The following is a 20,121-nucleotide window of genomic DNA, read 5'->3' on the forward strand; positions in this document are numbered from 1 at the left end:
TTTGCCCTATTCCTCTGTTTCTTTAACAATTTTGGAGTACAATTGTTGCAGTCTATTTACTGAATGATCTGTTATGTCTGCTATCTCTATTATTGGAATAAGCTACCTTATTGGGGCTGTAATATCGTTTATTATTACTTTCTTTTTAACCAAAGATCCTAGCCTAGCCATGCGCCTTTTAAGTGCATTATTAATCGCCTTAACTTGGCCTCTTAGCTTCCCTATGGCACTTATCTTCTCTATTTTTAGTTAATTTTTCCAAAACAAAACGGATAATGTAGTTATATTCTATTAAATTAGAATAATAACTATTTATTATTCTACGGATAATTACTTATATTAATTTAATTATAAAAATAACACATTTAGCTTAGATTTTATTAAAGAAAAAATATTTAATGGTTGGTTTAAAACTTAAATGACATTAACTTACGCTATATATATCAATCAGTTAAAGCTAGATCGGTTTTTCAAAAATATAGATGCCCGTTTAAATACACTTTATAAGTTACAATGTTTTTATAAATTTACAATCAAACTTAATTTCATTACAGTATCTAATGTAAATTGGTTAAATGCCTTTCTTTTTATATTACCGAAAATAAATTATTAATCAGAGCCTAAATATGTTTAGCGAAAATGTCATTACAGATATTATCTATTGGATTGAAGAGAATTTAGAAAAAGATCTCAAACTCGAAAATGTCTCACAGAAATCAGGATATTCGAAATGGCATCTTCAACGTATGTTTAAAGAACAAACAGGTCTGACATTAGCCTCTTATATTCGAGCAAGGCGTCTTTCTTGTGCTGCGGTCGAATTACGTTTACAAAGAACACCACTACTTGATATTGCGTTAAAATATCGTTTTGATTCTCAGCAGACATTCTCAAGAGCGTTTAAAAAACTGTTTAATATAACGCCTTATAATTATCGTAGAAAAGAGAATTGGCAAGCTCACGGCTTTACACTACCGTTAAGAAAATTTAGTGGTTTTAACCTCGATATTGAGATTGTCACAATAGACTCTCTTCCATTAATCGGTATAGAGCATACCTATAAAGCGAATATGATTGATTGGAATTTTAGTACAGAAAAAGCGCGGGAAGATTACTGGAAGATTTTCTTTCAATATGCACTTTATAAACATGATAAAGTCTATGCGGTACATAATATTTTATCTAAGAAAAATGATGAATTAACCGTTAAATATTCAACTATGATGGGTAATACGCCTGAAATTTATAATGCTCAATTGACTCATCGAACTCAGATAGAAAACACAAGATATTTAAAATTTAGTATTCCTGAAGCATTATTAAAATTAGATTATAAAGATATCATCTATAACACCTATGGTATTTTACTTAGAAAACTCAATATACCAAGAAAGAACGGTGCTCCAGATATTGAAGAGTATATTTTTAAAGATGATTATCCTATTTCAATTCTTTTAAACAAACCTGCATCACTATTAAAAGACGTTAATTATTATATTCCAATTGAAGTGGATGATAAGGAAAAAAGTAAGATAAAAGAGTAGTTTTATCTTATTGCTGAAAAGCCACCTATAAAATAGGTGGCTTTTGTTGGGAATAGAAAGTTGAGAATTAACACTCAGAATCAAAATTAATACCCAATCGCTATATATGTAAAATGGATATAACCAGAATTTCCAGTTAAAGTGAACCCTGTCCTTGTTCGGTTAGTTGTACCTAACATTGCATACCCATCTGCGGCTGTAACCATTATTGTCAAAACAGTATTAGGAAAAGGCACTGAAAATTTAAAATCTAATGACTGCCCTGCACTCCATTTATGTTCATTCCACTGTTGCATAATGCCTGTATCACCACATTTCCACCACCCACTTCCAGTTTTATTAGCCGTATTCTTAGCTCCATAACTACCTGCGGGAGCATAGTTCCCTTTCAGTTGATATTTACTATCAGACTCACCTTTGGAATAGCTATATCCAGAAGCTAAATAATTCCCTTTTGGCTGATATTTACCATCCGATTCTCCCTTAGAATAACTATAACCCGATGCTAGATAATTCCCCTTCGGCTGATATTTGCCATCTGATTCACCTTTGGAATATGCGCCCACATCAGCTGCGGTCGGTTTATTTTGACTATTAAACTCTTTTGCCCATGGTGTAAAATTACCTTTATCATACTGGCTACGAGAATAAATACGGCTCGTGTTATAAACATAATAAAGTTGAGTAATACCCGCATTTTTTAAAACAATTAATGTACCCGCCATGGTTTCTGGGTAATTTAAATTTGTAGTCGCATTTGCATTCGCTGGCTGAAAATAAATACCCGCTGTTTTATAGTTATTTAAATTTTGATTAGCGCCAATTGAAATCGCCTGATTAGAAAAAATATCTTGCGATGTTACCGTTACATCACCACTCAATGGCTTATCATTAACTTTACGAGTGGTAGCAACATAATTGCCTTTCGCTTGATATTTATTATCCGCTTCAGATTTTGAGTAACTATAACCCGCTACTTGGTAATTCCCTTTCCCCTGATATTTACTATCAGATTCAGCTTTAGTATAGCTTTCACCTTTAGTCGCATAATCGCCCGACGGTTGATAACTTCCTTTTGGCTGATATTTACCATCAGATTCTACTTTGGTATAGCTTTCGCCCTTAGTAGCATAATTTCCCGCAGGGGCATAATTCCCTTTCGGTTGATATTTCGTATCAGTTTCGGCTTTTGAATAACTATGACCTTCAACTTGATATTTACCTAGTGGTTGAAAGCGTTTGTCCGCATCGTCTTTAGAATAAGCGCCAACTTCATTCGCTGTAATATCCGCTTTTAATTCAATCCATGCATTACCAGCAATTGGCTCAACATTATTATTTTCAATTTTAGACTGCCAAGCTTTATTTTTATGATAAACCACACTACGAATAGGATAAGGTTTGCCTGCTTCCGACCACTTAGCAAAACCCTGCAATTGCATTTCACCAATAGACTCGGTGATATCGTGAAATAAACTATTCATTTTTTCACGTTCAATATCTTTTGCTGCTGGATCAGTAACTTGGTCACGTTCATAATCGTAACCATAACCTTGTGTATAAGACACAGAACCATCAGATTGAATTTCAACAGGCACAACTGTTTTATCCCCTTGTGTTGCAAAGGGGGTTTTAAATATTTTAGTCATAGGAATTATTCTCCGAAATTACTCTTCAGAAAGTTTTTACGATATTGACCATAACCAAAGGCCTTCTTGGTTACGATACGATATTTGACGCCCACGCCAGAAGGACGCGGCATTAAGTCGAAGTTTTCTAATAAAAGACGTAAACGTTCATCTGGATTAAAATTAAAAACATAATACATATACGTCATATCAAAAGGATCGAGCACAAAGACTTTGCTATCTTCACGCCAGAAAAAACGTTTAAGAAACTCATTAATATTGGTCACGGTAGGACTTTGAGTGAGATTAAAATAACGCATTCTCACCAGCATTCTTTTTTGATCTAAAGTCAGCGATAGAGTGTAATCCGCATTTCGTCTAAAGTTTGCCTTAAAATTGGTTTTCTTTTTACCAAAGCCAAAACCTATTTTATTTTTATCACTAGGAGGAATATCAATCCCTAAAGGCACATCTAAAATACGTGACCATACGGATAAACCAAAGTCGTTAGCTGTATCAATATTAAATACATCTCGATACCAGTTTTGCCAAAATGAAACCGTAGATTGATTAAAGTAAGCCGCTTTTAAATGTGCTAATGCTTTTAGCTTATCTGCATTTTCATATTGCCAGAGGATCGCTTTAAGTAGATCAGAATGAAAATCAAATTCTTGAATATTCATACGATCACCACTTGTACTGCCCCTTTTGGTAATCGGGCAATTTGATTAAGACAAATAGGAATTAATGCAACATTCCAATTTTTTCCATCTGTTGAAAGCTCAACTTTAGTGACAAATAAATGAGGCTCAACCGCATTAACCGCCGCTGAAATTTCAAAAGGGGAGACTTCTCGCCCGACCACCAGCCCATTGTCTCCATCTATTTCACCCTGTACCCATTTCTCTAACGCATTAGGAATAATGGTTTGTGCATCAATATTGGATTTTTTTACAGAAACACGGCAAAATACCAATATTTCTTTCGGTCGTGAAAATTTAATAGGATATTCTTGACCACTTGCTGGCTCTATTACCTTTATTTCAATATCACCATTAAATGCAGCACCTATTGTTTTTGTTCTTAATAATGATTTAGCAATTTCATGGCTATCCCCACCTTCTATACACACGTAAATGCTATGCGGTAATAATGAAATACCATCAACAATTAACGCTTTATCATTAAAATTTTCACGAAAAGAAAGAGAATTAACGCCCTCTAATTCATATAACGAAGAAGTAATTGCTTCTGCAACGCTAACTGTATTTTTAGCGAGTGTTTGTTTACGCCGACGCCTTGCCTTTATATCTGACTCAGCATGACGACCAACAACTGCATGGGTTAAGTTATTCACTTTTTCCCATCCTAATACAGAACTTGCCACTTTATTTAATTGCCCAATACCACAAGTAATAGAGCCATATTCTTTGGCTCGCATATCGCCATTAATTTTCCCATTATTAGCGATAATTAATGGCGATAACGTTTCAAAAACAGCCCCCATTATTGTGAGTGCCTGAGAACCTTTAGGAATAATAGTACCGGGAATACCCGTAAACTCGACATCACTTAAATAGGAATGTGTGGCATTAATACGCTCGCCGCCCATTAAAGCCCATATTGCATCGAGAAAAATACCACCAGCAATATCTGGATTTATTTGATTTGCCAGTTCAGCATTATTACGAACAATCGCATCCCGATTTTCAATTTCCATAGTCGCCAATACTCCTTGTGGAGTTTCTGGCGATAAATTAATGGATTGACCAAATACAGCACGAAATTCGTCTTCTACACGATTTCGTAATGTTGATGTATCAGGAACAATCACACCTTTATTATTGATATAACGATAGTCAGCCATTCAATGTAAATCCTCCATATATCGTGCGTATATCTGCCTGATATTTCAATGTTCCCTCTTCTAGAAAAGCATGGAAATAAGTGATAGAGACAACGTCCTCTATTTCAGCAATACGTTGTCGAAACGCCATTTCAAATAAAGGAAGATCAGCTTGTCGGCTAAATGTTGCTGACCAATAAGGAATACCTTTATCTTTTTTATGTAGCATTTCACCACGGACAGCCTTAATAAAATGCTGACAAAGATTTTTTACTGCATCATCGTTGTCACAAATTTGAAGGTTACCATCAGCACCTATCGCAAAATCATTCTGCTGGTTTATTGAAAATGTCCTCATATTGGACTCCCTGTATTGTCTTTCCCTGCTTGCACCCCACTATGGGTATGTGTTGAGCCGATATCTTTTCCGTTATGGCGCATCAGCCCACCTTGTGAATCACTATTACCATTTACAGCGTAATTACCATTAACAGTAACATTGCCAGTAAATATCGTTTCAGGTGCGTTGATCTCATATTTTGGGATTTCTAATACAACTTTATCGTTATGAAGAGAGAAACAGACTGAACCATCCATTGACTGAATAACTAAGGCGTCAATGTTCCTCCCATCAATAGCCCATCCTTTGATCGTGTCAGGAAAAAACATAGCATCACTAAACGAATGTAATCGTGTTGTATTGGGTTGATCTTCTAAACCACCACGTTGAAAAATAAGGCTAATATCACGATCACAGGCTTTTAACCAGCCAAAATCACCGGGTTTAATGGGGGCTCTAATAAAAAATCCACCGCCACCAAATCGAAACACAGGAATGTTAGCAACAGAGGCTCGAGAGATTTTTTCATCATCCGTAGTCAACATCATGACCAAGGGCTTTATCATGGCTCGGTTGGTTTTTTCATCATAATTAATGACAGTTGCGGGTAACATATCATCTGTATTCATCATTAAATGGCGAAATGCAGACGAAAAAGCCCCTGCCAGTGAACCAACACTGGCAATATCATTATTGGGTTTACTCATAGTTAAGCTCGTTTACATGTTGCGGTATAGGCAAAATCAGCATCATGAGAGGCAACTTTAAATTCAAGCTGCTCAATAATGTAATCGCCATTTAGTGAGGTATTTAGTTTACTATCAAGGCGAAGTATTCCGCCTAATTCAGAGGTACTATCGATAAGATAACTCACCGTCAATCCACTCTCTGTGGCTTTAGGAATGCCAATCATGCCTGAATTCATATTCAAAATACGAAATCGGCTTTTTAATGCTTTATCGTCATCTTTTACGAATAACGTATCATCATCAATAAAAGCTTTAACATTTCCTGACTCTTGTAAACGCTCTATTTGATGTAATGCGGAGCCACAATAATACCAATTAGCAATATTCTTATCGGTCGCCTGAAAATCTAATTTCACACCACAGTCATTAGCAATGGCTAACGCGATTTCACTCAATTTTTGAATTGCGCCACCACTAGAAGAAATAATTTTCCCAGAACAATGATGGCTGGTTTTTGCAGATAACGTTACGGTGACATTCGGAGGAGAGTCTATTTCTGCACTGACGATATCGCCAATAAAAAGCGAAAATAAGCCAGAGTTAATGCGACCAACTTCTAAATAAAGTCGCCGAACTTGCTTATTTTTATTATAAGGACTGGTTTCCGTCAGCAAATAATCCCTTGTCTCGGCATTAAGCCCTGTAATAGCGATTTTACATTCGTTTTGTAATGGATTTGCATATTTTTTTCCTCCTGCTGATATACGCAATCCTTCATACCATTGAAGCCTTTCGCCGACCTCAATCCCCACCCTTATTCGCCGAAGATCCATCTTCATTACTCCAATACACTAATGATTGTGTTTTTGTAAATTCCTCATACCACGGTAAAGCATCATTTTCTGTTAAAAAAACTAAATTAATCCCTTGGTTTAAATAACGATAAGGAATAATAGGTGTATTAGCGACTAAGCGAATACCTGTAATAAGTACTTCACCATCTCGCTCAATATCACAAAACATGGTTTGATTAGCGACCTTCAACGTAAAAATCCAATCAACACCAGCTATTTCGACAGAAAATCGCTGATTAGGAATAGCTTGTAATGGAATAGTTTGCATTTTATCTACCTCCTATTTTTCTTTTTTTCCTATTTGTGTTGATTTTTTACTTTTGACATTTCCACGATTGACTGTTGAGGTTTGCTTTGGTTTTTTTGTCGATTTAGAAGATTTTTTATTATATTCAGGCTCTATTGTTTTCCATTCTATAAATTTGAGTGTTAATTCGATGGCATTCACTTTTTGGGGATCTTCATCATGACTAAGGCTCTCTAACAACATCGGTTGATAGGTTTTGACTCTAGTTTGAATTCCCACCAGTGTGTGTTCGTCATAAAGCTGCTTGATAATAGAGTAACGATTCACAATATCACCCGTTAATAGTAATTCGACACTTATACTAATAGGATCAACAATGATGTGGTCGCTACGATTTTCACCATTTTCAACCGCAAATTTAATAACTTGGTGACTATCAGTAATCGAAACTTTCATCGGATTAACGCTATCAAATAGTGTTGCAAATGACTCTAAATCAAAAATTCTAACTTCAGTTATCATAATTAACTCTTACCTCCGCTAGAGTAGTGCTCTGAAATTTCTTTAGCAGCTTCATTTATCAATGTTTCATTAATCGCTTTCGCAACACCAGGCCCGTCAGTGGCTTGTGTTTCAATTCTAATTTCACCAATTTGAACATTACTTTCATTTTTAACGCTTGATTGGTTACTGATCATTTGACTGGTCATCGGGTTTAAACTATTTGTTGATGACAGTGTTAATCCATTATTTAACGCATTTACATCTTGTACTGGATTATAATAGGGTATTGCTGGCTTTGGTTGTGGAATGGTGTAATTGAGATTGCCTTCGTCAGATAATTGTCGCTCTACTTTTTGAACAACTTTTATTTCGTTTTCAGCATCCTCCATACCTAAAAAGCTTTTTGCTGATTGCCAAATCCCTTTTATTGAATCAATACCTTCATTAACCCAACCTAATATTTTCTCTATATATTCCCACATCCAACTAAATACGCTAACCACAGCATCAGAGACAAAAACAAAAACATTAATAATTGATTGCCCCCACTCGATAATATTATTAATGCCTGCATTAAGCGCTATAACAAATTGATTAAATGCGTCAGATATATAATTCCAAGCAGCAATAACATGTTCAGCAATAGCCTTTGAAGCAATCGTTAAAGATTGAACAAAAACTTGCCATGCTTCCCATACAATCATTATTGCGTCTTTAAGCGCGGGGTATTGATCCAATATACTGCCTATCATTGAATCATTACCATTAATAAAATTCATAATATCGTCATAAACGAGTTTAAATGCCGTCGCTAAGATCCCAATAACAGCAGCAATAGCTAATATAGGGAGTGCCGTTGCAAGTGTAGCAACTGCCGCAGACACCATTGCAGGTAAATAAAAAATGGCAACAGCACTACCAATAGCTGAAAAGAAACCGATAACAAAATCTTTATTGTCAATACAAAAATTAACTAATTTATCAAACCACGTTATTCCTTTTGCAAGAACGGGAATAATTATCTCTAAAAAGTTATTTTTTAATTGTGCTGCTAATTGATCAAACTTATTCATTACTGCATTAAGTTGAATAGAACTTTCGATACTTTCATCATTAATACCAGAAAATTGTTTTTGAACCCCCATTGTGCGCTCTAATTCTTCGCGCCCCTTCATCATTAATTCAATGGTTTTTTCATCGACAACACCCAGTTTTTCCAGCTCTTTTTGGGCTCCATCAAAGCTCATCCCTTTGACTTTATCTGCGGTCTTTAAAAGTTGTTCGATAGGATCTTCTGTATCATTAAATGCATTGGCCATTGCCGTCAAATCAGCTTGAGCGGCCTCTTTTGTGCCCCCCATTTCAGCCATAACACCTGAAAATGCATCGATATCGATAGCTGCGATACCTATTTTTTTACTCAGTTTATCTAGCGACTCTATTTCTTTGGCGCGATCTAATGAAGCAGAAAAAACCTTTTGCAAAGTCCCCGTAATATCCTTAGCGCCAATGGCGTTAAGAATATAGTCCTTCATTTTCGCTGTGGTTTTCTGATAGCTTTTACCTGTTTCATCAACACTATCACCTAATCGACGTTGAGCCTTTGCTTCTTTAACTGCCGCTTCAATGCCTTGCGTTTGCATTATGGTAATAAAAGTATCGTAATCAGCACCTAATTGTTTAATCAGTGCATCGATGACAATTTTACTTTCTTTATTTTTCTTTTCAGCTTCAGTTAAAGAACTCAACTCACCATTAAGTGAAGATAATTGCGCCTCCATTGCATCATATTCAGCATTGAGGCTTGCTAAAATATGAGCTTCCGCTGCGCCATTGTTATTGACCAATTCTCTTTGGTAATCTAACACCGACATAGCGCTTTTCAGGTCATCAATACTTTGTGTTACTGAATTAATTTTATCTTGAGTTTCACTGATATTAAGATCAATATTTATTGGCTCATTAAGTGATAAGCCCAGCATGCCCACTAAGATTTCTTGCAAGAATTTATCAAACTCTTGCGTTCCCATTAGTGCGCTTTTAACAATGCTTTGAATTGAGTTTTCAATAGTTACAGAAGCACTTGTCATTTCATCACTATTAAATGAAATACTTATGTCATGATCTTCGGGTAATTCCCCAAGATTGAGGTGAATTTCTTGAACAAAGTTATAGAAACTAGTAATACCTCCTGAAACCCCCTGTTCAATATTTTTCATTTCAACAAGAATTTCATCTGCTGATTTTCTAATATTTGCTAATGCACTATCAGATACTTCAGCCTCCAACATTAGTACCTGAGAAAATACCTGTAATAGAGACATTATCTCTCCTTTGACGCCGCAAGCGCCTCGTTATAACGATTAGTAATCGCGATCTCCCACAGATCAAAGGCTTCCTCTAGATCTATAGTTGTTTTGAGTTCTGTGAAGGAGGCGAAACCCGCGGAGATGATGACTGCAAAGAAGCCATCAGCGTTTTTATAATCGACGGGAGAGAACCGCTGAACTTGCCTAGTAGGTATTGTAGGAAATTTGGGCTCCCGTCTTTGCCGAAAAAACTGGTGTTGTATTTCAGCATTTCGAGTTCAAGACGAATCAAAGCTTCCCCATCAGGCACATGATTATCAATTAATGTGCTGGTTTTTAGATAAATCTCTTGCCCTTCTTTTTCAACTGCCACATAAGCCATCATTTTTAACATGGCTTCTTTGCTAACTTCATAATCGCTAATTTTAGGTGCATTTGATAAAGGATATTTAGCAAGAATTTCTCGCCCAATCGTTGCAGGTAATCGGCTAATAATAAAAGTATGTTCTTCACGATCACTATCAATAACAGTGATCTCTTTTGGTTTAATTAACATAATTAAATTCCATAAAAAAGGCGGCCGAAGCCGCCATTAGATGAATAAGAATAACGCTAAAAATTAACGTGCTCTGACACGATCAAAATCTTGGAAAATAAAGGTGTACTGTTTAGATTTGAGACGCCCAGCACTCGCAATTGAATTACCACGACTACCATTAGTAATTCGACCATTACGAGCAGTGGTAATAGAGCCATCACCATAAGAAGCCACTAATGTAATAATATCGCTTGCATGACGACGTCCTCGTCTTGCTGTATTTGCATCAAGCAAAATAGCCAAGTTTTCATCTTCTTCACTACCTGCTAATACATTAACCGTCACAGTTTGAGGTGTAGGCGCTGACCAACTCACTAAATTACCATTAATATCTACTGCGGTTTGAGTGATATCTACTGCTGGTAAATCTAAAGGATCACCATCATCTGAAAATGTGGTAATAGGAATACCTGCAGGAAATGTGTTACTTGCCTGAATAATTAAACTTAAACCTGTTGCTGAAATATCGTTCATTGTTTGTTCCTTAAACTAAATTGTGTGAGCCTTCAACTTTACGAACCCAATCGCCTTTACCGTAAATTAATACATATTTCATGATGTATTCTGGTAAATTAGAAGGGCCTGTTTCTTCAACGATTTCAGCGTTATACCAATAACCTTTATTTTGTACATCGTGCCACGCTAAATCATCACCTGCTGCATCTGTAATTGCGATTTTTTGTACTTCAGCCAGCGTTTTACCCGTAAGAATAGTGCCATTATTTAATGCTTTCGTAACCGCACCCGCAATAATCATCATCGCTCTTGCTTCACCATCTTTATTCGCTGGAATACCACGAGTGGAAAGCAATAAGCTTAACCATTGCTGTGCGATATGGGCTTTTAGCCATTGCTCATTAGTATGAACACTCATATCTAATGGATTAGAAGCATTTCCACATAAAAAACCACGTTGATAGAAGCTAATATCAGTGCCAGTAACAGCTGTTTCACCGTAATAGTTCACGCGTAATTTATCTAATCTATCCGCCGCAATATCTGTCTTAACTTGAGATGGGAAAGTGATACCAAATTGACGATACATATAGTTAGTCGTCGCGTTTGTGCGATCAAAATCTGTTGCCGCCATAATTGCCATCGGTAGAGCTTGAACAAAAAAGTCATCATCTGTTTTTAAATTTAATCCCGTTGATGCGGTACCGATTAATGCTTTACTATAAATTTCGGCTTGTTTATCCGGAACTGATAAATAGAGCTGGTATTTTACATTTTCACCCGCAATATACTCTGCTAACTCAACACTTTGCTCTACTGAAAGCTCGGTTAAGAATGTCGCACTACCAAATGAATCAGAAATCGCTTCGGCAGCGATAAATGCTTGAAGCGCCGTTTGTGCCACATTACCCTCAGATGCCTCTCCGTCACTTAACCCCATAGCATCGGCTAAAAGTGAGTGTTCTATGGTGATCTTCGCTTTTTCTTGTACACCACCACTCATCAAAAAAGCACCATCAAGTGCATTAAAAGTGACGTAACAATTGGCAAATTGAGGTTCGCTTTCAGCGTTTAATTTAGCTTGGATCAGAGAAGCAACATCAGCGTAAGACTCAACATCTTTTAGGGAAATATCAGTAATATTTTTAGAGATATCACCGATAGTCAAAGTAAATGCACCCTCTTCAATTAACTTTAATTTATCAAGCGTTGCTGCTGGCGTACCAAATAATGTCGGAGCACGACCTACGGGTTCAAAAGAAGCAATTTGTAGCTCTTTAGGTTTACTAATAGGTGCGGGACTAACATAACTAAAATATTGACGAGCAAATTTCGCTTCTGGTGATCCTGCACCAAGTAATTCATCCACTTGCCCACTAGCAAATTCAAGTACTTTCCCTGCTGGAATTTTAGGGTTTGTTGAGAAAATACGAGCTGTAAGTTTACGCATAGGTGCGGCTGATGCACCAATAACTGCGCTCGCAATATCAATATAGCGCGTTTGTTTAATAGACATATTTATCCTTAAATACGATATAGATTAGTAATAATTAAATTTGTTGCAGCAGTGTCTAAAGATAACGTACTGGAAAAAGTGACATTAAAATCAAATGAAGGATTATGCTCATAACTATTTCCAGCATTTATTATCGGCGCTCGTCTAATTTCGCTCGCACGTTGTATCCCTATTCCCACTTTTCTCATTGATTCGACAAAAGACAACGAATTAATAATCATTCGAGTCATTCGAATTAAATCACCTGCTGTTAAATTTGGATGTTGTTTAATAAAACCTTGAACCTGAAATGTTAATTCGAACAGTTGTTTTTCTTTATGATTTGCATTATCACCTTGAATATTATAATTTCTTTTTTGCCAACCTTGGCCAACCTCCTTTATAGGAAAAAACATAATAATATTATTATCTTGTTTTTTATCTGGCTGATAACCAGCAATAACATCAACATTAATATTTGCTGATTTAAATTGTTTTAATAGTTGTTCACGAATGGCAATATTAATATCATTATCTTTCATTTTACCTCCTTAATATAACTCTCCTTTTCTTTATAAAAATTTAATCTATTTTATTTTATAAATAATTTTTATTGATTATAAATTAATTAAAGGGATTTTTAATTAATACACTCTTGCCGAATATAATCTTGTAAACCTAAAATGATCTGTTCTGATTGCGCAATTCGTTCTCTGAGTACCCAATAATTTCGGATAGCGGTGTCAGTAGGTCTGGCGGTGCTTGCATCAACCAAGCCGGTGGTGGAATTGGCTGATATTTTGGGGCATTCTGCTTTGATATACACCCGCTCAGGAGTACGCTCACTAATATCACGCAACTGATCAATTTCTTTTTTTGCATGCACAAGTTCCTGTAAATGACGATTATCAAGTTGATTAAGCTGACTTATTCTTAATTGATAATCTTTATTCTCTGCAATCTGTTGAATAAGAGATTGATTAATATTATTGTATTCCTTTTTCAAGGATTTATTTTTATCAATTAACCAAATCGATCCTATACCTAGGCATAAAATCACTATTGCCATTATTTTTAATAAATAATTCATAATAACAACCAGGCATCTTCAAAAACTTTTTCTGAATAAGGTTGATAGCCAAGTTCAATATTAACAATCACTACTGCTAAAGGAATAGCGACATTTTTTAATTGTGTATTAATTGGATTATCTTCCTCAATACCAATTTCTTTTGATGCTCTAATAATATAGCCTGCCGTATTATTTTCGTTAGGTGGAGCATAACGATTGATAATTGTTTTAATAGTGTTTAAACCATATTTTTTTTGGTACGTTTGTAATAATTTGTAGATAGCTCGTATTCCATATTCAGGTGAAATAAATTGACAAAAATCTTTATCGGTTTGCTCTATGGATAATCCTTGCCATTTCGAACCGTGCCGGATATTACCGGGATTATTATTACGCTCACCTCGTGCTATTTTAGCCATTTTTAACTCCTGCTCTTCCTTTAAGGAGTTTACTCACGGAATCTACTCCGACATAGCCAATAAACACACTGGCTAAGTAAGCAAACTCATGATTAATATTAAATAAAATTAGAATATCTTTAATAAACCAAGCAAACATTGCACACATCAGCCCATCTATAGAGGTTTTTTTCCATCCTCCGCCGTTATATAAACCTCGAAGAATAGCCATTCCTCCAGCTAGAGAGGCTGATATTCCTTGTTCTTTCATTGAAGAAAGGACAATAAATATCTGTTCCCATAGATCTGGATTTTCTTTCATTGTTTCTCATGGCTTACCTCCAATAGGAGGAACTGTAATAAATAATATACTCATCCACAGCACTTAAATTTAAGTACTGTTTTAACATGAGTATGTTTATGTTTTATCTAATTAGATAAGTGGCAGATAGAAAAAAAGACCACATGGTGGTCTTCTATTGAAAATAAAATTTAACAGATATCGTTAATTTATATTAGTTACGAAAATAGAGATACAAAAAAGCCCCACTTCAAAAGTGGGGCTCTTTATATTCTGTTGTGAGGTCTTTAGATACAAATCTCTCACTGTGGAGTTATAGTATGCTTATTTTTCCTAGAAGTCAATAACTAGTTTCTACAAAAATAAATAAATAGAGAAAATTATTACTTAGCAGTCACTTCTTGCAGAATCTTTTCTGATAAGGACTCTTCTTTAAAGCACTCTTCAACTAAATGTTCAAATAACGGCTTGTAGTTACTGTACGCAGCAGTTTTAGAAACACTCACCACCATTTGTACTTTCTCTAATACTTCGCTGAATTTTAAACGAGGATACCCGCGTCCTGAACATTGATTACAAGGTTTGAAAACAGACATACCCTGCTTTTCACTCTCTTTTTTATCTAAAACTTGACCACGTCCATGACAACGACATGCTAAACGAATTTCAGCTTTCCCCTTACATGTAGGGCAAACCACTCGAGTTGTTTCTCTTACTTCACGGTAAGAAGTTTTATTTTGGGGTTTAACTTTAAACTCATTTTTAAAATTTCGCTCAAGCTCTTTAACAGATTTTGAGGTGTAGCTTTTGGTAGTAAAAACGTCAACTTCAATAAATCCATTACTGCAATCAGGACACGCTTTCTTACTTGCGGCACTTCTTGCGTAATCTTGGAAAGCATAATTAGCAATAATGTGTAAAACATTAGCTTTCACATCTTCATTAAGTTTATCAATGGCTTTATATTGATAAGCTTGGGTTAGTGCATATTGATAAAGGCTTTCTATTGCTTCACTGGGATGATTAATACTATGTTTAGCTAAAAATAACTCTATGCCCATTCGCCCTTTTCGAGTTGCTAAACTAATTGATGTCATCACATCAGTCACTGACAGTGAATCTACTGCCTTCACTGTTCTTACATCACTTAATACAATGCTTTTTGGTGAAAAATATTTAGGTAAGTCTGCTAGTCTCATTTAATGCTCCTTTTGATTTCCTATCACTACTCATTGGTCATCCATGTACCACGACAAGGCATGGCATTTATGCATCTAAATCACCCGCATTTTACGGCGTTATCTCAACGTGATTTTTACTTACCACTCTTGCATTGGTTTATTTAGTTACTTTTTTGTACTTTTCGCACTTTTATTAACTAATAGTTAATGCTATATTTTAACCAAAGTGACGTCAAGCAGCAAAGGAAATTAACCAGTGGTTAAAAATGATAATAAAACGGAGTTCACAAAAAGGCTTCAAGAAGCTTGCTTAGATTCAGGGATTGCAGGACGTGGATTAGGTAAAAGAATTACAGATGCACTCGCTGAGCAAGGCATAAAAGTCAGTGCTCCAGCTGTATGGAAATGGCTGAACAATGAGTCAATTCCTGATCCAACAAATATCTTAGCATTAAGTCGATGGCTCGATGTTCGAGCAGAATGGTTAGAATATGGGCGAGGAGCAAAAAGAAACGATGGTGTTTCAGTAAATGAAATGACACCTGTTGATGATTGGGATAATAATACGCCGATAGAACGAGATGAAGTTGAGATCCCCTTCTATACTACTATTGAATTGGCTGCAGGTTTCGGAAGTTGTACCACTGATAATCAAAAGGTGGAATTATTGAGATTTTCTCGTTCTACATTTAATCGCTATGGTGTTCAACCTAGTGATGCCGTTGCTTTTAAAGTTCATGGTGACAGTATGTCCCCAGTTATTCCTGATGGTTCGATTGTCACTATCAGTACAGGACATACAAAAATTATTGATGGTGGTATTTATGCTATTCAACAAGGCGATCTTTTGAGAGTTAAAATTTTACACCGACTCCCCAATAACACCATTATCATCCGCAGCTATAATACTATTGATTACCCAGATGAGCGTTCGACATTAGAAGAAGTGAAAATTTTGGGACGAGTATTTAATTGGTCTGTGATGGGTTGGTGATCACGATAATACACAAAAACACCACAATCTTTTTATGTGGTGTTTTTTTACTATATCATTTCAATATTAAAATTGATCCAAGAAAAAACCCGCTATCTCTTGCGAGATAACGGGTTCTTATATGGTGCCGGCTACCGGAGTCGAACTGGTGACCTACTGATTACAAGTCAGTTGCTCTACCAACTGAGCTAAGCCGGCTAATTCTGGCGGAAGGATAGAGATTCGAACTCTAGGATGGTTTCCCATCGGCGGTTTTCAAGACCGCTGCCTTCAGCCACTCGGCCATCCTTCCATAGCGCGGAATTATGCCTATCTCTGACCCCGCTGTCTAGTCCTGATTGTAAAAAAAATGACTTTTTTATCTGTTTGCTCAATCTTCAAACGCTTTCTGCTTAAAAAATGCTAACTCACTAATATATTGATTAATTTTTGATAACTAAAGATAAAAAAGCAGAGTGATATCAAGAAATAAACGGAGTACCCCATAAGGAACTAAATAAAAATAAATAAGAGGAAAAATGAAAAAGAGAATTATAGATAAGAAAAAACCCGCTACCTCTTACGAGATAACGGGTTCTTATATGGTGCCGGCTACCGGAGTCGAACTGGTGACCTACTGATTACAAGTCAGTTGCTCTACCAACTGAGCTAAGCCGGCTAATTCTGGCGGAAGGATAGAGATTCGAACTCTAGGATGGTTTCCCATCGGCGGTTTTCAAGACCGCTGCCTTCAGCCACTCGGCCATCCTTCCATAGCGCGGAATTATGCCTATCTCTGACCCCGCTGTCTAGCTCCGATTGTAAAAAAAATAGATTTTTTTGTTTGTTTGCTCAAAGTTCATCCGAATATCCCTTTTAAAAGGATAACCTGTTAATATAATGGCTGAATAATGGTGATTGTTTATTCAATTTTCTATTTTTAATTACATTGTCTCTTAAAGGCTCGCAAACTGAATGCGTACATTGAACCAACTCAAGCCAAATACACTAACTCGTCTATATGCCCTATTCCTTCTTTTTATGGTCATATCGCTTTTTCTATACGCTTACAGTTATTTTGACACTTGGCTAGATAGCAAAAAAAACGCTATCAACAATACAACTCTCAAATTCTCTCGACAGGTTGAAGATTACCGTTATCACTCTAATCAGCTTTTTCAGTTATCAAATAAAATAACCGATACCTCGATGTTTCCTGTATTGCGACTTAATCCAATAAAATTGCGTTCTGATGTATTTTGGCTTGAAGGACGAGACCAAACCGTAGATTCCATTATATTTGGTAAACCCAATGAGCAAACCTTTCAGTTAGCACAACGATTTGCAAATTCACTCGAAATTCTTTGGGGTGTGCGTAATGATTACAGTTCACTTTATTATCTAAATGGTAAAGGGAATGATCTTATCTTAATTACGACCCATTCTGTGCTTAAACCGGAGATCCGTTACAAAGAAAGCTATTTAACATTAACGGCTGAAAGTAAACGGTCTGAGTTATTGATGCAATCAACTGCATTAGATGAAAAAGAGAGCCTTTCTCCTATTAGGAAAATGTCTACGGAAAACATTTATTACTATACTTATCGTATTATGTTTAATGTTCCGGGTCAGCTAACCAGCGTAGTGGCGTTTGATTTGCCTATCAATAATTTCTTGCCTTCAGAGCTATCTCCACACTACTTAAGATTACTTCCGACAGGTCAGCAATCTGTTTATGACAAGAATAACATTGAAATATCAACCGATGGCTCTTCACTGATTTTTTCTCAACCGATTATTGGGATCCCATATTCACTCTCTTATGAATACCCTATGAAGTCGATTATAAAAGAGATTGCCTACAAAAATATTTGGTTATTAATCAGTCTGCTGATATTTATTTCTATCTCCGTTTTTGGCCATATTTATATCCGTAACAAGTACGTTTTCCCTTATATCTCTATGACTCGTAATCTACGGATCAAAGAAGAGATGACAAACGACATCATTTCAAACCTTCCGATAGGATTACTAGTCTATAATTTTTCCTCTAACCATAAGATTATTAGTAATAGTCATGCGGAAAAATTACTGCCTCATATCGATTTATCTAAGATCCGCCAAATGGCAGTTGAGCACAATGGCTTAATTCAAACGGCTATCAACAACGAAATTTATGAAATAAGAACAAGTAATAATAACAATATTGACAATACCTCATTATTCATATTTCTGAATAAAGATAACGAAGCGCTAATCAATAAAAAATTACAACTTGCACAGCAAGAATATGAGAAAAATACCATCGCACGACGCAAGATCTTATCTAATATGTCATTAGAATTAATGCGTCCTATCAAAGATATAAATGAGATGGTTTATCAATTTAAAGAATTATTACCCGAAGACACTCATCAACAATTGCTTAGCTTATTATTAGAGAAAACAAATTACATTTCTGAATGGATAGAAAACATTACATTAATTAATAAGTTAGAAAACCAAGAATGGAAAATTCATAAGGATGAATTTGAACTATCAACATTAGTTGAATCTATTCTGATAACAGCATCACCTTTTATGATAAGAAAAGGCCTAACACTTTATTTCCACAATAATATAAGACCTGGATTACTTTTAATTAACGATGGTCCCGCTTTAAGTAAGATTATTTTATCATTGATTAATTATGCCATTAGCACGACTAATTATGGAAAGATAACCGTTAATCTGAATTTAGTTAAAAATAAAGATAAAGAAGAAATACTTATAGATATTATTGACAGTGGAAGCGGGCTTACCCCTCAAGATATTGCTAATATAAAATACCCATTCTTAGGACAAGCAATGGGAGACAAATATTATTCTAATTCAGGTATCATTTTTTATTTATGCCATTTGCTATGCAACAAAATACAAGGAGAATTAACGATTAAGAGCCAAGAAAGTATTGGTTCTCATTTCCAAATTGCACTCCCATACCAGCATATAGATACTGAAGAACGAACATTTAACGTATTATTAGAGGGAGTAAACGCAAAACTCGCTATAAAAAATCCTGAAATAGAAAAAATTATCTGTCAACAGCTTGATAAATATGGCGCCACATACTTTGATAAAAATAGAGAGAATCTTTATCCTGAATACGATATCATACTTAAGGATACGCCGAATGATAACCCTGAATCTCCAACAATATTATTAATGAGTTCTATTGTTGGATTTGAAAAAATATCAAAAGATTTAATAAAGTGTAACTATAACTTCGGTGATCCGTTAATAGAGGCTATTACTTATTTAATTGAAGAAAATGAGTCATTTTCCCTAGATACAACTGAAGAGAGTATTTGGGATGAAAATAATAACCTTGATAAATACGAAGTAATTCTTAATAATTATAGGAAGAAGTTGAATGGTAGTGATTATAAGGAACTATTTATCAGTACTGTTCCTATTGATGTTGAAAAACTACACTTAGAAGCAACAAATAAAGACTTTTATTCTCTAGCCCAGACAGCTCACCGTCTAAAAGGGGTTTTTGCCATGTTAGATTTAGAATATCTCAGAGAAAGCTGTGAATATTTAGAGCATGACATAAAAAATCATAATGAATTAGAGATCAAAGAACGTATCACTCAACTGGATAAATGGATTCAACAGTTGCTGCAGCAAGGTAACAATTAAAC

General features: G+C 35.5%; 21 protein-coding genes, 4 tRNA genes and 1 pseudogene. 4 read left to right on the forward strand and 22 right to left on the reverse strand.

The genetic code is table 11. The features are described 5' to 3' along the window. Positions 1-73 precede the first annotated feature (73 nt). On the forward strand, positions 74-253 hold the full coding sequence (locus ACNART_RS09540; RefSeq protein ID WP_036912664.1) for a GhoT/OrtT family toxin: 180 nt from the start codon (positions 74-76) through the stop codon (positions 251-253). Between the two features lie 373 nt (positions 254-626). Beyond that, complete coding sequence (locus ACNART_RS09545; RefSeq protein ID WP_198619796.1) at positions 627-1,544, forward strand: helix-turn-helix domain-containing protein; 918 nt, start codon at positions 627-629, stop codon at positions 1,542-1,544. A gap of 86 nt (positions 1,545-1,630) precedes the next feature. Here ACNART_RS09545 and ACNART_RS09550 read toward each other — a convergent pair whose 3' ends face one another. The 18 genes and pseudogenes from ACNART_RS09550 to ACNART_RS09635 form a co-directional block, all read right to left on the reverse strand. Then, on the reverse strand, positions 1,631-2,848 hold the full coding sequence (locus ACNART_RS09550; protein WP_368927943.1) for a pyocin knob domain-containing protein: 1,218 nt from the start codon (positions 2,846-2,848) through the stop codon (positions 1,631-1,633). Then, positions 2,822-3,193 (reverse strand): annotated as a pseudogene (locus tag ACNART_RS09555) (hypothetical protein); the annotation flags it as partial. The gene ACNART_RS09550 and the pseudogene ACNART_RS09555, both read right to left, overlap by 27 nt. A 5-nt stretch (positions 3,194-3,198) precedes the next feature. Continuing rightward, positions 3,199-3,855, reverse strand: a complete 657-nt coding sequence (locus ACNART_RS09560; RefSeq protein WP_196533791.1) for a DUF2612 domain-containing protein — start codon at positions 3,853-3,855, stop codon at positions 3,199-3,201. Beyond that, positions 3,852-5,039 (reverse strand): baseplate J/gp47 family protein, encoded by a 1,188-nt coding sequence (locus ACNART_RS09565; protein WP_198632227.1) that lies wholly within the window; start codon positions 5,037-5,039, stop codon positions 3,852-3,854. Before ACNART_RS09565 ends, ACNART_RS09560 begins: the two co-directional genes overlap by 4 nt. Then, entirely contained in the window at positions 5,032-5,376 is a 345-nt protein-coding gene (locus ACNART_RS09570; RefSeq protein WP_198619794.1) for a hypothetical protein, read from the reverse strand. Before ACNART_RS09570 ends, ACNART_RS09565 begins: the two co-directional genes overlap by 8 nt. Beyond that, on the reverse strand, positions 5,373-6,065 hold the full coding sequence (locus ACNART_RS09575; RefSeq protein WP_416303584.1) for a Gp138 family membrane-puncturing spike protein: 693 nt from the start codon (positions 6,063-6,065) through the stop codon (positions 5,373-5,375). Before ACNART_RS09575 ends, ACNART_RS09570 begins: the two co-directional genes overlap by 4 nt. A 2-nt stretch (positions 6,066-6,067) precedes the next feature. Further along, positions 6,068-6,880, reverse strand: coding sequence for a baseplate hub protein (locus ACNART_RS09580; RefSeq protein ID WP_198632229.1), 813 nt, complete (start codon positions 6,878-6,880; stop codon positions 6,068-6,070). Beyond that, positions 6,849-7,169 (reverse strand): phage baseplate plug family protein, encoded by a 321-nt coding sequence (locus ACNART_RS09585; protein ID WP_196533794.1) that lies wholly within the window; start codon positions 7,167-7,169, stop codon positions 6,849-6,851. The genes ACNART_RS09580 and ACNART_RS09585 overlap by 32 nt, the downstream gene beginning before the upstream one ends. A 12-nt stretch (positions 7,170-7,181) precedes the next feature. Then, complete coding sequence (locus ACNART_RS09590; protein ID WP_198632230.1) at positions 7,182-7,670, reverse strand: phage baseplate protein; 489 nt, start codon at positions 7,668-7,670, stop codon at positions 7,182-7,184. A 2-nt stretch (positions 7,671-7,672) separates the two neighbouring features. Then, on the reverse strand, positions 7,673-9,976 hold the full coding sequence (locus tag ACNART_RS09595; protein WP_368927938.1) for a hypothetical protein: 2,304 nt from the start codon (positions 9,974-9,976) through the stop codon (positions 7,673-7,675). Between the two features lie 82 nt (positions 9,977-10,058). Further along, the gene (locus ACNART_RS09600; protein WP_368927939.1) at positions 10,059-10,517 is read right to left on the reverse strand and encodes a hypothetical protein; all 459 of its coding nucleotides are present in this window, start codon (positions 10,515-10,517) and stop codon (positions 10,059-10,061) included. Positions 10,518-10,580: 63 nt separating this feature from the next. Next, positions 10,581-11,033, reverse strand: coding sequence for a phage tail fiber protein (locus ACNART_RS09605; RefSeq protein WP_109373851.1), 453 nt, complete (start codon positions 11,031-11,033; stop codon positions 10,581-10,583). Positions 11,034-11,043: 10 nt separating this feature from the next. Continuing rightward, positions 11,044-12,531 (reverse strand): DUF3383 domain-containing protein, encoded by a 1,488-nt coding sequence (locus tag ACNART_RS09610; RefSeq protein WP_368927940.1) that lies wholly within the window; start codon positions 12,529-12,531, stop codon positions 11,044-11,046. An 8-nt stretch (positions 12,532-12,539) separates the two neighbouring features. Further along, entirely contained in the window at positions 12,540-13,052 is a 513-nt protein-coding gene (locus ACNART_RS09615; RefSeq protein ID WP_198619788.1) for a phage gateway protein, read from the reverse strand. A 98-nt stretch (positions 13,053-13,150) separates the two neighbouring features. Next, positions 13,151-13,600, reverse strand: a complete 450-nt coding sequence (locus ACNART_RS09620; protein WP_198619787.1) for a lysis protein — start codon at positions 13,598-13,600, stop codon at positions 13,151-13,153. Then, on the reverse strand, positions 13,597-14,001 hold the full coding sequence (locus ACNART_RS09625; RefSeq protein ID WP_198619786.1) for a structural protein: 405 nt from the start codon (positions 13,999-14,001) through the stop codon (positions 13,597-13,599). Before ACNART_RS09625 ends, ACNART_RS09620 begins: the two co-directional genes overlap by 4 nt. Continuing rightward, positions 13,994-14,302 carry a phage holin, lambda family gene (locus ACNART_RS09630; protein ID WP_088495157.1) on the reverse strand — a complete coding sequence of 103 codons (309 nt, stop codon included), beginning with the start codon at positions 14,300-14,302 and terminating at the stop codon, positions 13,994-13,996. Before ACNART_RS09630 ends, ACNART_RS09625 begins: the two co-directional genes overlap by 8 nt. Positions 14,303-14,664: 362 nt before the next feature. Beyond that, complete coding sequence (locus tag ACNART_RS09635; RefSeq protein ID WP_198632235.1) at positions 14,665-15,480, reverse strand: antitermination protein; 816 nt, start codon at positions 15,478-15,480, stop codon at positions 14,665-14,667. A 238-nt stretch (positions 15,481-15,718) separates the two neighbouring features. Between ACNART_RS09635 and ACNART_RS09640 the strand changes: the two genes are divergently transcribed. Then, positions 15,719-16,456 (forward strand): LexA family transcriptional regulator, encoded by a 738-nt coding sequence (locus ACNART_RS09640; RefSeq protein ID WP_198625783.1) that lies wholly within the window; start codon positions 15,719-15,721, stop codon positions 16,454-16,456. A 122-nt stretch (positions 16,457-16,578) separates the two neighbouring features. On the opposite strand, the gene ACNART_RS09645 is transcribed toward ACNART_RS09640, so the two are convergent. The 4 genes from ACNART_RS09645 to ACNART_RS09660 all read right to left on the reverse strand — a co-directional run bounded on the left by ACNART_RS09645 (position 16,579) and on the right by ACNART_RS09660 (position 17,208). Continuing rightward, positions 16,579-16,654: transfer RNA gene (locus ACNART_RS09645), tRNA-Thr, on the reverse strand. A gap of 6 nt (positions 16,655-16,660) precedes the next feature. Then, a tRNA-Ser gene (locus ACNART_RS09650) sits at positions 16,661-16,748 on the reverse strand. Positions 16,749-17,038: 290 nt separating this feature from the next. Beyond that, positions 17,039-17,114 (reverse strand) — tRNA-Thr (locus ACNART_RS09655). A 6-nt stretch (positions 17,115-17,120) separates the two neighbouring features. Next, a tRNA-Ser gene (locus ACNART_RS09660) sits at positions 17,121-17,208 on the reverse strand. Between the two features lie 202 nt (positions 17,209-17,410). Between ACNART_RS09660 and rcsD the strand changes: the two genes are divergently transcribed. Continuing rightward, positions 17,411-20,119: a phosphotransferase RcsD gene (gene rcsD, locus ACNART_RS09665; RefSeq protein ID WP_198619784.1), complete on the forward strand. Its 2,709-nt coding sequence runs from the start codon at positions 17,411-17,413 to the stop codon at positions 20,117-20,119. The last annotated feature ends 2 nt before the right edge of the window (positions 20,120-20,121 follow it).

The sequence above is a fragment of the Proteus sp. LHD240705 genome, from assembly GCF_047921555.1.
Classification (GTDB): Bacteria; Pseudomonadota; Gammaproteobacteria; order Enterobacterales; family Enterobacteriaceae; genus Proteus.